We start from the raw sequence: 14,400 nt of genomic DNA on the forward strand, positions 1-14,400 counted from the left end.
CCACACCACCACCCACACCCGCGGCAACCCCGACACCCGCGGCACCACCAACGCCGACACCCGCCGCCGCACCGGGGCGAGCCGGGCGGGGCGGGTGGCGGGGTCGTGCACCGATGTCATCGGTTCGTGAGCCGGCGCTTCACCTTGGCGGCGACGCTCCGTGGGCCTTCGGTGCGCAGGTAGTGCACCGCGCGTCCGAGGTCGTACCGGACCCCGTAGAGCTTCTGGCGCTCCGGCACGCGCACGCGCATCTCGTGAGCGGTCGGCAGCCCGGCCTGGGCACGGACCGTCTTGTCGGCGGCGCGGATCGGGTTGCGGCAGAACTCGACGAGCGGCTCGAGCACGTTCTGCCAGGTGAAGTCCTGCCGCACGCGGGTGACGTTCTCGAGGTAGGTCGCGCGGGCGTCGTCGTCGAACAGCACCTTCTCGAGCGCGTCGGCGAGGGCCGTCGTGTCGCGCTCGTGCACGACCTCGCCCAGGCGCTCCTCGGCGACGAGCTCGGCGAACGAGTCGCCGCCCGTCGTCACGATCGGCAGACTGGCCCACAGGTAGTCGAGGATGCGCGTGCGGAACGAGAACGTCGTCTCGAGGTGCTCGTAGTGCGTCGAGACACCGGCATCAGCCTCGGCCAGGTAGGCGCCGCGCTCCTCGTACGGGATCCACGACTCGTTGAAGAAGACGTTCTTGCCGGTGAGCCCGAGCTCGGCCGACGCCTGGCGCACCTTCGCGACGATGTCCATCTCGGGCACGTCGGGGTTCGGGTGCTGGACGCCCATGAAGAACAGGCGCACGTCGGGCCGACGCTCGGCGAGTTCGCCCATCGCACGGACCAGTGTGATCGGGTCGAACCAGTCGTAGATGCCGCCGCCCCAGACGACCAGCTTGTCGTCCACACCGATGCCGGGCACGACGCCCTTGACGACGTTCGTGGTGTGCACGGGCGGGTTCGCCGACAGCCCGAAGGGCACGACGCCGATCAGGCTGCGCAGCTCCGGGTCGCGCGAGTAGGTGCGCGCGTTGATGCGGCCCGACCCGGCGAGCTGCCCGAGCCAGAACAGGCGCTGCCGCTCGGAGGCGCAGATGAAGTAGTCGCCGAGCTCGAGCTGGTGGTTCAGCGTGTCCGAGGCGTCGAGGATCTGCCGGTCCCACTGCTCGACGTCGTCGCTGCGCCCCTGTTCGAGCTGCTCGAGGTGCAGTGGGTCGTAGACGTCGACGACCAGGATCTTCGCCGTCGACTCGAGCACGGGGAACAGCCGGAGTGCGTGACCCTGCACGATGATGACGTCGGCCCAGGCCTCGTGCTCGACCATCTGCCGCGGGTGGCGGTGCGGGACGGTGACGACGTCGTAGTCCGGGTCGATCTGCGTCGACCGGGTCAGGCTCACGACGCGGACGTCGTGCTCGCCGGAGAGCTCCTTCGCCATGTTCGTGGCACGGATCGCGGGGCCGGCCATCTTCTCGCCGATCGCGTCGCCGGTGACGATGAGGATGCGGCGACGCGCGCCGACCTCGAGCACACCGAGCGAGTGCACGATCTTGTCGTAGCCGGCCAGGTAGGACTCGATCGGGTACGCGGGCTCGTCCCGGTTGCCGAACAGGCGCAGCAGCTCGCGGTCGCTCCGGACGCGGGACGCCTGGATCTGGCGGCGCGACTCGGTCATCGAGGGGAGTTCCTCGACGAAGCGGTCGATGCCGAACACGCCGGCCATCGAGGTCTTCGGCACCGGCATCGTCGGCTCGTGGTCGCCACCGGGGCGCCGGATGTCGAGCGCCTCGGAGTCCATGTCGCCACGGCCCACCGCACGACGGACAGCCAGGGCGAGGGCGCCGGGGAGCGCCGTGCGGAGCTGCTCCTCGCCGAGGTTCTTGTAGAGCGTGAACAGCGCGTTGCGTTCGAGCAGGTAGGTCTCGCGGAAGTCGCCGAGCTTGTTCATCGAGGCGTGGTGCTTGTGGAACGCCACGGACTTGGGCTGGTACCGGAAGCGCCACCCGAGCAGGTTGAGCCGCCACCCGAGGTCGACGTCCTCGTAGAACATGAAGTAGCGGTCGTCAAAGCCGTCGAGCTGCTCGAACAGGTCGGCGCGGATGAACATGGCCGCACCGGTGCCGAACAGCACGTCGGTCTCGGTCTCCCAGCGACCCGTGTCCGGGGACCCGGCGAAGGGCTTGTAGCCCATGCCGTACCAGGTCATCGCGGCCTCGGTGAAGTCGACGTTGACGCCCTCCCAGTCGAGGACCTTGCTGGCGACGGCGCCGATGTCGCGCCCGGAGGCGAAGGTGGCCATCGCCTCGCGGATCCAGCCCGGGTCGGGACGCGCGTCGTTGTTGAGGAAGGCGACGTACTCGCCGGTGGTGTTCGCGACGCCGAGGTTGCACCCACCGGTGAACCCGAGGTTGCCGCCGGACTCGACGAGGGTGAAGGGGAGGTCGGACGCCTTGAGCCGGCCGACGTGCTCCGGCCCGGAGTCGTTGTCGACGACGATGATCTCGAGCTTGTCCGCGGGCCAGTCCTGTTCGGTCAGCCCGACGATGCTCGTGAGGGTGTCGTCGGTGCCCTTGTAGTTCACGAGGACGACCGAGACGACCCCCGTCCTGCGCTCGCTCACTCGAACCCTTTCGTCTGCGTGATCCGGCCCTGCAGGCCGTCACGACCCGCGCCGTGCGGTGAACACCCTACAAGGCCGACACCGGACGCCAGCGCCGCCCCACCGCACGGTGCCGACGTCGGGGACGGACGCTGCGGCATGATGGGGCGATGCCCGATCCTCTCTCCCCCGCGGACGACCAGGCCGCCCTCTACCGATCCATCGCCGCCGGCGACCACCGACACGGCGAACTGGGCACCGTCGCCTTCGCCGTCTCGACCGACGACGTCGACGCCGGCGCCGGTGACGTCTACGTCGCCCTCGGACTCGCCAAGTACCTCGAACGGCTCGGCTGGGGGGTGCAGCTGTGGCCGATCGACCGGTGGGACACCCACGTCCCGGACGACGTCGACGTCGTCGTGTCGATGATCGAGTCGTTCGTCCCCGGTCTCCTGCCCCGGCACACCGCTCTGGTCGGCTGGGTGCGCAACTGGACCGACGTCTGGGCGGAGCTGCCCTACCTGGACGAGTTCGACGCCGTCTGGACCTCGTCGACCGCGGCCAGGGACCGCATCGCCGAGCGGTACGACGGCGCCGTGCACCTGCTCCCGATCGGCGTCGACCCCGAGCTCTTCAGCGGGGACGACCAGGGGTCCTCGCCCATCGACGTCGTGACGACGGTCAACTTCTGGGGTGCGGAACGCCTCGGCACGAGCGCGCTCGACGAACTCGCCGAGCAGCGCGACGTCGTCTGGTACGGCGCGAACCAGGAGCACCTGGTGCGCTCGGACCGCATCGACCACCGCGGGCACGCGTCCTTCTTCGACCTGCCCGCCGTGTACGCCGCCGCGCGTGTCGTCGTCGACGACGTGATCCCGCCGGCCCGTGCCTACGCCACGCACAACTCCCGACTGTTCGAGGGCCTCGCATCCGGGTCCCTCGTCGTGACGAACTGCGCCGAGGGCCTCGAGGAGCTCGGGCTCGGCGACCTCCCCACGTACCACGACGGCCCGTCCCTCGTGCTCGCCGCTGCCGACACGGACGCTGCCCTGGTGGAGCGGCTGCGCGCGGTCGTGCTCGAGCGGCACACCTACGCCTCGCGCGCCGCCTCGGCCGACGCCGACCTGCGGCAGGCGGTGGCGCGACGCCGCGGCCTCCCGGGGCCGGACCGCGGACCGTTCCTGATCTGGGCGGCGCACATGCGCGAGCGACTACGTCAGACCGAACAGGAACGCGACGTCCACCTCGCCGGTGTGCACGACATCAACGAGCGGCTCGTCGCATCCATTGCCGACGCGCAGCGGAACGCCGCAGAGACCGCCGCCGCCCGAGCCGAGGCCGACGCACTGCGGGCCGAACGCGACCGCCTGGCCGTCCGGCTCGACCAGGTCACCCGCAGCCGCACCTACCGGCTCGCCGAACGCGTCGCAAAGGCCATGCACCGGCGCTGACCGGGCCACGCCGAGCCGGACACGACGAAGGGGCACCGCCGCGGCGGTGCCCCTTCGTCGTGTGCGGCCTACTTGACGGTGACCGTCGAGCAGACCTGGACGTTCGAGCCGGCGCCGGTGTTGATGGCCCAGGTGCAGACCTGGTGCGTCCCGGCCGTGAACCCGGTGAGGGTCTGGCTGAACTGGTGGGCAGCCCCGTACGCCGTGCCGAAGGCCGTCGCGAGCGAGGCCTTCGTGCCGTTCGCCTGGATGCTCGATCGCCCGATGTCGTCGACGTAGGTGTCGATCCGCACCGGAGCGGTCGTGTCCGGGTCGACGGCCCACCCGCGCATCGTGATCGACCCCGCGGTCCGCGACGACGCCTCGTCGATGTTGAGGCTCGGCGATCCCGACAGCATCGAGACGTTCTGGCAGGACGTCCCGTCCTTCCCACCACCGGCGTTCTTCGCCGTGATGCAGACCGTGTGCTGCCCGGGCCCGACGTTCGGCAGCGTGGCCGTGAAGCCGTGCGCGGAGCCGTACCCGGGGTACCGCGACGCGGCCGCGGCACTGTCCGCCTTGGCGACCGTCGAGCCTGCCGCGGTGCCGTCGACGGTGAAGGAGACCGCCACCGGGGTGACCACGTCCGGGTCCACGGCGAACCCGCTGACGCTCAGGGTCCCGATCGCCGTCGCCTTCGCCTGCTCGATCGTCACGACCGGGTCACCGGTCGGCTGTGCCACGGTCATGCACTGCCAGGTCGCACCGTTCCCGCCCACGGCGTCGAGCGCGGCCAGGCACAGCTCGTGGGGCACCGAGGGCGTGAGCCCCGACACGCTCATGCTGAACTGGTGGTTCGCGCCGTACCCGGGGAACGCGGTCGCGAGCGACGCCTTCGGCATGTCCGCCTTGCGGCCCTTCACGCGGGTACCGTCGACGTACGCGTCGACGCGGACGGACGCCGCGGTGTCCGGGTCGATGGACCACCCGCGGATGGTCATCGTGCCGGGCGACTTCGAGACCGCCTGGTCGACGTTGAGGTTCGGGGACCCCGTCTGCCGGGTGAACGACTGGCAACCGAGCGTCGCGTCCGACCCGCTGCCCGCGGCGTTCGTCGCGACGACGCAGAGCTGGTGGCTCCCCGGAGCGACGCCGGTGATCGTGCCCGAGTACTGGTGGGCGTCACCGAACCCCGGCTTCGCGGCGTTCAGCCCGGTCTTGGTCGCGTTCGCCGTCCACGTCGCCTTCGTGACGCCGTCGATCTGCACCCGCACCGTGACGGCTGCGGTGGTGTCCGGGTCGATCGCCCAGCCCCGCACGCTGACGGTGTCGATCGCGTTGCTCACCTGGTCGATCACGCCGACCGGGTTGCCGCCCTCGATCGTGAAGTCCGCACACTGGAACTGCGCGTTCGACCCGGCCCCGGCGTTGATCCCCCACGCACACACCTGGTGCGACCCGGCGCTCAGCCCCGTGAGCGTGGCGGAGAACCCGTGCCGGGTGTTGTTCGCCCCGAGGGTGTTCGCCAGCGACGACGTCGCGACGTCGGCCATCGTGCTCGCCGCGCCCTTGCCGTCGACGTAGAAGTCGGTGCGGATCGGGTCGGTGGTGTCCGGGTCGACGGCCCAGCCCGTGACGACGGCCTGCCGGTACCCGGTGCTGACACCGGTGATCGCACCGTTCGGCGCGTTCCCCCCGGTCGTCGAGCCGAACCAGTCGGTGTACATGCGCCAGAAGTTCCGGTTGCCGTACGCCGAGCAGCCGTCACCGGTGCCGTACAGGTTGTTCATCGCGGCCTGGTTCGGCACGTACGGCGTGTAGATGTACAGCGCGGCGGTGGCCTGGTTCTGGATGTAGACCTGCTTCGTGCCGCACGACGCGCTCGGGTTGTAGAGGATCGTGTTCGTGCGACCCGCCTGGTAGCCCCACGAGTTCGGCGACGCCTTGTAGCGCTGGAACTGCAGGCCGGCCGCGTAGACCTGGGCGAAGAAGCCGTTGTATGCCGGGTCGCACGGTGCCGTGTCCGGGCAGGCGAAGCCCGTGGCGTGGGTGTACTTGTACGAGCTCGGGGCGCTCGAGGTGATGAGCCCCTGCTCCTTCTCGAGCAGCACGAGCAGCACCTTCTGGCTGATGTTGCACGCGCGGGCGACGCCGTCGATGATCTGCGCCCCCGTCATCGTCCCGCCGCCGATGGCGCTGCACCGGCCGGCGACGGCACCGATGGCGCGGGTGTTCTGCGTGTAGTTCCGCAGGCACGCGGGCCCCGAGCCGGACCGGCAGGTCGGGACCTTCTGGTCGAGGAAGTACTGCACCTGCGCGGCGGTCAACGCGTTCGCGTTGTAGAAGTTCGCGTCGCTGATGATGTTGCCAGGATCGAAGCCGCTCGCGGTCGCCGCACCGGCGGGCTGGTCGTCGGTGACCACGGTGAACGCGCTGAGCGCCGCGGCGACGGCCACGACCGCCGTCAGCATCGCGATCCAGGCGCGCGGCCGACGGCGCGTGGTGGGTGCCGTCGGGCGGATGTCGGACGGGACGTTCACGGGATCTCCACAGTCGTCGTGGTCGAGGTGACGGACTTGCCGCCGAGGGCGTAGCGGAGCGCCACGGTCCAGGTGCCGGTGCCCAGCTGGGTGCGCGGGAACGCGACCTGCGCGCAGTTGACGCTCGTGTTCGCGACGGACGTGTCGCTCTGCTGCGTCCGGGTGGTGCCGCCCATGGTGGCGGTGAACGTGCAGGTGCCCCCGGTGTCGGTCGCGCCGCTGACGATGCCGGACGCCTGCAGGGTCTGCGATCCCGTGTCCCACCCGGCGTACGTCACCAGGGCGGTGGCCGGGAAGTCCGACGGCGGCGCCTCGGACGGGTCGTCGGCGGGCGTCTCGCTCGGGATCGGCACGGTGGTGTCGCCGCCGTCCCCTCCCGACGCGCCGGGTCCGGTCGACGCCGGTGCCGACGGTGCGGCCGTCGTCGACGCCGACGCCGAGGCGCTGGCGGACGCGCTCCGGGTCGGGGACGCGGTGGGACGGTCGCCGCCGTCGCCCGACGAACAGGCGGTGAGCACGAGGACCACCACGGTGCCCAGACCGAGGAGGGAAGAGGTTGCTGCAGTGCGACGCACGGGTGCCGTTCTTGGTGAGGAGCGGTGGACACAGGGCTTCGGGTGTGACCAGTGTGACAAGAGAGAACGCCAGAGGGAAGACGGAAACCGTCCCGGACCGGGTTTGGCCCCCGCACCGGGGGCACGGCTCGTCCGGGTGACGCACGGCTACACTGTCCAGGTCCTGCCCCCGGAACGAAGAGTGTGATGGTCGACAACAACCGCATGCAGCAGCTCGCGGCGGAGCCCCTCGTCGTGGTCGGTGCCCCGTCGAGCGCGATCCGTGGCACCTGGCGTGAACTGCGCGACGTGTTCCACCAGCGCGAGATGCTCGGCATGCTGATCCGCCGTGACCTCAAGGCCCGGTACAAGGACTCCGCACTCGGGTTCGTGTGGACGCTCGTGCGCCCGCTCACCCAGCTCCTCATCTACTACTTCGTCATGGGGCAGATCCTCATGGCCGCGAAGGGCATCGACAACTTCGCGATCTACGTCTTCACCGGGCTGACCGCGTACACGCTCTTCAGCGAGATCGTCGCCGGCTCCACCGGCTCGATCGTCGGCAACAGCGGCCTGATCAAGAAGGTCTACGTCCCGCGCGAGGTCTTCCCGCTCGCCAGCGTCGGCGCCGCCCTGGTCAACTACGCGATCCAGTTCGCGATCCTCATCGTGGCCACCGCGGTGCTCGGGAAGTTCCCGTGGCACGGCGGCTTGGTCTACCTGATCCCGTCGCTGCTCGTGATCCTGGTGTACGGCTCGGCGATCGGGCTGGTCCTCTCCGCGCTCAACGTCTACCTGCGCGACGTCCAGTTCGTCATCGACGTCGGCCTGATGGTGCTGCTCTGGGGATCCCCGATCGTCTACTCGTACTCGATGGTCGTCGACCGCCTCAACGTGGGCTGGCTGCTGGCGATCTACACGAACAACCCGCTGACGCTGTCCGTGCTCGGCCTGCAGAACGCCATCTGGTTGCACAAGCCGGGCATCGTCGACTACCCGGACCACCTGATGCTGCGCCTGCTCATCGCGTTCGTCATCGGGGTGTTCTGCCTCATCGGGGCGCAGCGCGTGTTCTCGCGACTGCAGGGCAACTTCGCGCAGGAGCTCTAGACCATGGCCATCAGCACCCCCGTCGCGCCGTCGACCCAGTCACGCGCCGGTGCGCGCCCCGAGGTCATCGTCATCGACCACGTGCGCAAGCGCTTCATCGTGCGCAAGGACAACACCATCCGCGAGCGCATCGTGACGCTCGGCCGCGCCGGCCGCAAGCACCGTCAGGACTTCTGGGCCCTCGACGACGTCACCGTCTCGATCACCGCCGGCTCGACCGTCGGGCTCATCGGTCAGAACGGCTCCGGCAAGTCGACCCTGCTCAAGGCGATCGGCGGCATCATCCAGCCGACGTCCGGCACCGTGTCCCGTCGCGGGCGGCTGGCCGCACTGCTCGAGCTCGGCGCGGGCTTCCACCCGGACCTGTCCGGCCGCGAGAACGTGTTCCTCAACGCGAGCCTGCTCGGCCTGACGCGCAAGCAGACCGAGGAGCGCTTCGACGACATCCTGGCGTTCTCGGGCATCGGCGACTTCATCGACACCCAGGTGAAGTTCTACTCATCCGGCATGTACGTGCGGCTCGCCTTCGCGGTCGCGGTGCACACCGACCCCGACGTCCTGCTCGTCGACGAGGTGCTGGCCGTCGGCGACGAGGCGTTCCAGCGCAAGTGCCTCGACCGCATCCGCACCTTCCAAGAGGCGGGCAAGACGATCATCATCGTCACGCACTCCCTCAGCCAGGTGCAGGAGATGTGCGACCGCGTCATCCTGCTCAACAAGGGCAAGGTGCTGCACGACGGTGACCCGGTCGCCGCGGTCAGCATGTTCCGCGACGTGCTCGAGGAGCGTCGGCACGGCGAGCTCAGCCAGGACGTCGCCGTCGGTCGTGGCACGGTCCTCGGCGCGACGGTCCACGTGGACGGCAAGCAGCACGGCGAGAGCGTGCGCCCCGGCGACGACCTGATCGTCGACATGGAGTTCGAGCACCTCGACCGCGTCGAGGACTGGGAAGCCGCGGTCCAGGTCAACAACACCGCCGGCCAGGTCGTCTTCGGCACCACCACGGGCATCATGGGCGTCACCCTCGAGCCGTTGCACGGTCGGCGCAAGCTGCGGATCCGCATCGCCGACACCGCGTTCGGCACCGGGAAGTACTTCATCAACGTCTCGATGATGGACTCGGCCGGTCGGCACCTGCACGACCTGCCGGAGTGCGACTCGTTCGAGGTCGCGCCCTTCGGCAACGCGGTCGGCACCGTCTACGCCGAGCCCTCGCTCGAGGACGTCGACTGACCCGCACCGCGGTCGTCGTCGTCAACTGGAACCGCGCCGACCTGACCGTCCGGGCCGTCCGGGCCGTCCTCGCCGACCCCGCGGCCGACCAGGTCGTCGTCGTCGACAACGGCTCCGACGACGACTCCGTGGCCGTCCTGCGCGCCGAGGTCCCGGACGCCACGCTCGTCGTCCGCGACCACAACGGCGGCTTCGCAGCCGGGGCGAACGCCGGCATCCGGGCGACCGGAGCGGACGTCGTCGTGCTCCTCAACAACGACGCCGTCCCCGCACCCGGTTTCGTCGGCGCGCTCCGCGACCACCTGGCCGGCGCCGCGCCCGAGGTCGCCGCCGTGACGGGCCGCATCGTGCTCGCCGGACGCTGGACGCCCCTCCCGTCCGGTGCCGTGGCGCGTCCGGACCAGCGCACGCTGCGCGCCCACGACAGCCGTCTCTGGACCCCGTCGCCGGAGGGCGAGGCCCGCCTCAACTCGACCGGCGTCCGGGTCGACCGGGTCGGCAACGGCGCCGACCGCGACTGGCTCGCGCCGGTGTCGACGGCGGCGGACGTCCGGGTCTTCGGGTTCTCGGGCGGCGCCAGCGCACTGCGTCGCGCGGCCCTGGAGGACGTCGGCCTGCTCGACGAGAGCCTGTTCATGTACTACGAGGACACCGAGCTCGCCTGGCGCCTCGCCCGGCGCGGATGGCGTGTCGAGTACGCGGCCGACGCCGTCGTCGAGCACGACCACTCCGCCTCGTCGGGCGTGCAGAGCGACCTGTTCGTGTCGCGGAACGCCCGCAACCGCCTGGTCGTCGCCCTGTGGCACGCACCGTGGCCAACCGTGGCACGCGCCGCCGTCCGGACGGCCGGCCGCGGCGTGCGGGGAGCGCTGACGCGGTCGAGCCGACGGGAGGCCCGGCTCGTCCTGGGTGCGCTGGTCGACGTCCTGACGCACCTCCCCCACCACCTGCTGCGCCGGCGCACCGAGACGGCGCGCGCCGTCGTCCCCCGCGACCGGGTGGACACGGGGGCATGAGCGACCCGCGATACGCTGGACCGTCATCCGTCGACGGCCCCGGCCGAAAGGAACACCGCGTGCCGCAGCTCACCGTCCTGGTCGACGGGACCGCCGTGCCGCGGGCCCTCGGTGGTGTCGGCCGGTACCTCGAGGGCGTCGTCGCGCACCTGGCCGGGGCCGACCCCGCGGCCGCCGTGCACCTCGTCGTGCGCCGTGAGCACGTCGAGCACTTCCGACGGATCGCTCCCGACGTCACCGTGCACGTCGCACCGACGTGGGTGCGCTCGGTCCCGCTGCGCTTCCTCTGGGAGCAGACGGGCCTGGTGCTGCTGGCCCGTCGACTGCACGTCCGGGTGCTGCACTCGCCGCACTACACGTTCCCGTTCGCCTGGCGCGGCGGCTCCGTCGTCACACTGCACGACGCGACGTTCTTCTCGAACCCCGAGTGGCACTCGCGGCGCAAGCGCACGTTCTTCACCTGGTGGAGCCGCCGTGCGCTGCGCAGTCGCCCGGTGGTGATCGTGCCGAGCGTCGCCACCCGCACCGAGGTCGCCCGTGCCGTCGGGCACGTCCGCGCCGACGTCCGGGTGGCCCACCTCGGTGTCGACCGCGGGGTCTTCCACGAGCCGACACCCGACCAGGTCGCCGACGCCCGCGTCGCCGCCGGCCTGCCGGACGACGCCGAGTGGATCGCGTTCCTCGGAACCATCGAACCGCGCAAGAACGTCGGCGCGCTCCTCGACGCGTACCGCTCCGTCCGCACCGAGCGATCGGCCGCCGGCCGGGACACCCCGTGGCTCGTGCTCTCCGGCGCGCGCGGCTGGGACACCGGGGCGATCGCTGCCCTCGACGCGCTGCGGGACGACGACCGCGTGGTCGAGGCTGGCTACCTGCCGCTCGAGGACCTCGCGGGGTTCCTCGGTGGTGCCGAGGTCGTGGTCTACCCGAGCCTCGGCGAGGGCTTCGGGCTGCCCGTCGTCGAGGCGATGGCCGCCGGGGCCTGCGTGCTGACCACCCCCCGGCTCTCCCTGCCCGAGGTCGGGGGCGACGCCGCGGTCTACACCGAGCCCGACGCGCGGTCGTTGGCCGACGCCCTCGCAGCGCTCCTCGACGACCCCGACCGCCGTGACGACCACCGTGGGCGGGCACTCCGTCGCGCCGACGACTTCAGCTGGGACGCCACCGCCCGCGTCCACGCCGACGTCTACGCCGAGGTCGCACGGTGAGCGTCGCGCGTGTGGTCGTCCTGACGGTCACCTACAACACGGGTGAGACCATCCGGCCGTTCCTCGAGAGCGTCGCGCGGGCGTCCGTCACCCCGCTGCCGGTCGTCATCGCCGACAACGGCTCGGACGACCTCGACGCACTCCGCGCCATCGCGGACACGCACGGCGCGACCGTCGTGTCGTCCGGGGCGAACCGCGGGTACGGCGGCGGGATCGACGCCGCGTTCGCCGCGCTCGACGACGTCCTGCCCGATGCCGTGCCCGAGTTCGTCCTCGTGACGAACCCGGACGTGGTCTTCCACGACGGCGCGGTGGACGAGCTCGTCGCAGCGGCCGACCGGCTCCCCCGTGGCGGCTCCTTCGGACCACAGATCCTCGACGACCAGGGCGACACCTACCCGTCCGCCCGGCAGCTGCCGTCACTGCGGACCGGGCTGGGTCACGCGGCGTTCTCGCGCTTCTGGCCCGCCAACCCGTGGAGCCAGCGGTACTGGTCCACCACCCTGGTCGAGGAACGGACCGCGGGGTGGCTCTCCGGCGCGTGCTTCCTGATCCGCACGTCGGTGTTCCGCGAACTCGACGGGTTCGACGAGTCGTACTTCATGTACTTCGAGGACGTCGACCTCGGGCAGCGCGTCGGCGAGTCCGGGCGGGACAACGTGTACGTCCCGACCGCGACCGTCGTGCACACCGGAGCACACTCGACGTCGTCGAACCGCCGCCGCATGGAGGTCGAGCACCACCGCAGCGCCTACCGCTTCCTGTCGCGCAAGTACCGGTCCTGGTGGCTGTGGCCGCTGCGCCTCGCGCTGCACGCGGGGCTGAGCGCCCGCGCTCGATGGGTCACCCGGAAGTAGCCGGCGTCCCACCGGGTGTCAGACGGGGAAACGCCGCCGCCGCTCGGTGAGCGCCGTGTCGAGCAGCACCCGCGCCCTGGCGTCGAAAGAGTGCTCCGCGGCGATCCGCGCGGCAACGGCCGCGCGCGCATCGGCGCCTGGCCATGCGTGTGCGCCGTCGAGCAGCGCCGCGAGCCGGTCCGGTGTGTCCGCCACGGCGAGTGTCGGGACCTCGAGCACGTCGGCGAGGCCCGCGACGCGGTCGGTGACGACGACCCCACCGGCCGCCAGGACGTCGAAGACCCGGTTCGAGACGAAGCCCCCCGCCGCCATATCCGGCCAGTGGTCGTTGAGCACGACCCGGGCGGATGCGTACGCGGTCGCGACCTCAGCACGGCCCAGGAACGGTTCGCCCAATGTCTCGGCCGGCAGGACGCCCTCCCACCCGGGTCCGTGCACGGTCAGGTCCGCACCGAGCCCGGCGGCCTCGGCGACGAGGGGTCGTGCGGCACCCCGCGTCGACCCGACGAACACCACCCGGTCGGCGTCCGGGCTCGACGACGACCGTACGCCGGGGTGGAACACGCTCGGGTCGGTCGCCTGCAGCAGGGTCCGCACCGGCACGCCGGCTCTCCGGGCGGCGGCGTCCGCCCACACCGGACCGGCCGCGAACGCGGCGTCGAACGAGCGCAGCTCGGTGTCGGGCACGTCGTCCGGATGGCTGATCACCCACAGCAGGTTGACCGACGCCGGGTTCGGCGGCACACGGTCGAGCCCACGGATCACGAGCGTGACGTCGTCGGTGGCGTCGTCGTCGCGCACGTGGGCGTCGCGCCGGTCGATCCGGACGTGCTGTCCGAGCCGCTCGAGTGCCGCGGCCAGCTCGGCCGCGAAGTGCACGTCGCCCCAGCCGTCCCCGTCCGGCCCGGCGGGCGCGGCGGTCTTCAGGGACCATGCGAGCGTCTGCCCGTCGCGACGAGCTCCGCCCGGCGCGACGGTGCGCGCGCCCCACGGCGGCAGCGGTGGACCCGCCGTGACCACGCCGTCACCGTCGACCGGACGGTCGCGCCACGCCGACAGGGCGTCGACGGTCGCGGCGTCGATCGTGCGCCCGGCCTCGGCCGACCGGCCGACGGTCCAGACGACGCGCACGGGCCCGTCGATCCGGTCGGCGGCGGCGCGGGTCCAGGCGGTCAGCGTCATGCGCTCGTCCGGGAGGCCCGGTGCGGGCACCAGCGCAGCCCGCGGCATCGCGATCACCGGCTGGTCCGCCGCGAAGACCTCGTCGGTCGGGATCGTGTCCGCGAACGCGGCACGCTCGGCGAGCGGCCGGTCGACCGGCGGTCCGTCGCGACTGCCGTCGTCGGTCCAGGGCAGGGCACCGGGACGCAGCAGGAGCGCACCGTTCCGCTGTCCGCCGTCCGCCATCCGTACTCGGGCCTGCACCACGCCGGCCGCGCCCGCCTCCGCGAGCACCTGGAGGTCCTGGTCGGTCACGCCGACGGTCGAGTCGACGACCACGAGCACGCGTCCGACGCCGGCGGCGACCCCGGCGTTGATCGCTGACGCGATGCCGTCCACGGGGTCCGGGCGGACCCAGGGCACTCCGCGCTGCTGCTCCCCCACCGGTGAGGCGTCCGCGACGTACGCGACCGCGCGCACGTCGGCGTCGCTGCCGAAGGCCTGCCGCGCGGACGCGACCGCGAGCGGCACCGTCTCGTGCCGGTCCGACCGGCTGACGACCACGACCGTCACACGACGGTCCGGCTGCGGCAGGTCGCCGTCCCAGCCGGCCACCGGAACGGGCGACGCCGCCGTCGCCGACGCTTGACGGGCCTCCTGGTCGGAGCCCGTCGCGTCGTGACGGCGGCGTCGGAACAGGGCCACC

Annotated in this window: 10 protein-coding genes; 6 read left to right on the top strand and 4 right to left on the bottom strand. The window is 71.6% G+C overall.

All coding sequences use genetic code 11. The features are described from left to right. Positions 1-116 precede the first annotated feature (116 nt). The gene (locus ASG04_RS00005; protein ID WP_056118487.1) at positions 117-2,606 is read right to left on the bottom strand and encodes a glycosyltransferase; all 2,490 of its coding nucleotides are present in this window, start codon (positions 2,604-2,606) and stop codon (positions 117-119) included. Between the two features lie 149 nt (positions 2,607-2,755). Here ASG04_RS00005 and ASG04_RS00010 point away from each other — a divergent pair, with 149 nt between their 5' ends. Next, positions 2,756-4,036 (top strand): glycosyltransferase, encoded by a 1,281-nt coding sequence (locus ASG04_RS00010; protein ID WP_056118489.1) that lies wholly within the window; start codon positions 2,756-2,758, stop codon positions 4,034-4,036. A 68-nt stretch (positions 4,037-4,104) separates the two neighbouring features. On the opposite strand, the gene ASG04_RS00015 is transcribed toward ASG04_RS00010, so the two are convergent. Together ASG04_RS00015 and ASG04_RS00020 are read right to left on the bottom strand one after the other, a co-directional pair. Then, the gene (locus ASG04_RS00015; RefSeq protein WP_056118491.1) at positions 4,105-6,555 is read right to left on the bottom strand and encodes a hypothetical protein; all 2,451 of its coding nucleotides are present in this window, start codon (positions 6,553-6,555) and stop codon (positions 4,105-4,107) included. Continuing rightward, positions 6,552-7,130, bottom strand: coding sequence for a hypothetical protein (locus ASG04_RS00020; RefSeq protein ID WP_156463454.1), 579 nt, complete (start codon positions 7,128-7,130; stop codon positions 6,552-6,554). The genes ASG04_RS00015 and ASG04_RS00020 overlap by 4 nt, the downstream gene beginning before the upstream one ends. A 186-nt stretch (positions 7,131-7,316) precedes the next feature. Here ASG04_RS00020 and ASG04_RS00025 point away from each other — a divergent pair, with 186 nt between their 5' ends. The 5 genes from ASG04_RS00025 to ASG04_RS00045 are packed head-to-tail and all read left to right on the top strand — an operon-like array spanning position 7,317 to position 12,533. Continuing rightward, positions 7,317-8,219, top strand: coding sequence for an ABC transporter permease (locus ASG04_RS00025; protein ID WP_056118498.1), 903 nt, complete (start codon positions 7,317-7,319; stop codon positions 8,217-8,219). Positions 8,220-8,222: 3 nt separating this feature from the next. Beyond that, positions 8,223-9,452 (top strand): ABC transporter ATP-binding protein, encoded by a 1,230-nt coding sequence (locus ASG04_RS00030; protein ID WP_056118503.1) that lies wholly within the window; start codon positions 8,223-8,225, stop codon positions 9,450-9,452. Then, positions 9,371-10,468, top strand: a complete 1,098-nt coding sequence (locus tag ASG04_RS00035) for a glycosyltransferase family 2 protein (RefSeq protein WP_056118506.1) — start codon at positions 9,371-9,373, stop codon at positions 10,466-10,468. Before ASG04_RS00030 ends, ASG04_RS00035 begins: the two co-directional genes overlap by 82 nt. A 59-nt stretch (positions 10,469-10,527) precedes the next feature. Continuing rightward, entirely contained in the window at positions 10,528-11,676 is a 1,149-nt protein-coding gene (locus ASG04_RS00040; protein WP_056118509.1) for a glycosyltransferase family 4 protein, read from the top strand. Continuing rightward, complete coding sequence (locus ASG04_RS00045; protein WP_056118512.1) at positions 11,673-12,533, top strand: glycosyltransferase family 2 protein; 861 nt, start codon at positions 11,673-11,675, stop codon at positions 12,531-12,533. Before ASG04_RS00040 ends, ASG04_RS00045 begins: the two co-directional genes overlap by 4 nt. Before the next feature lie 18 nt (positions 12,534-12,551). Here ASG04_RS00045 and ASG04_RS00050 read toward each other — a convergent pair whose 3' ends face one another. Beyond that, on the bottom strand, positions 12,552-14,399 hold the full coding sequence (locus ASG04_RS00050; RefSeq protein ID WP_056118515.1) for a glycosyltransferase family protein: 1,848 nt from the start codon (positions 14,397-14,399) through the stop codon (positions 12,552-12,554). Position 14,400 lies beyond the last annotated feature (1 nt).

Source organism: Curtobacterium sp. Leaf183, assembly GCF_001424385.1.
GTDB lineage: Bacteria > Actinomycetota > Actinomycetes > Actinomycetales > Microbacteriaceae > Curtobacterium.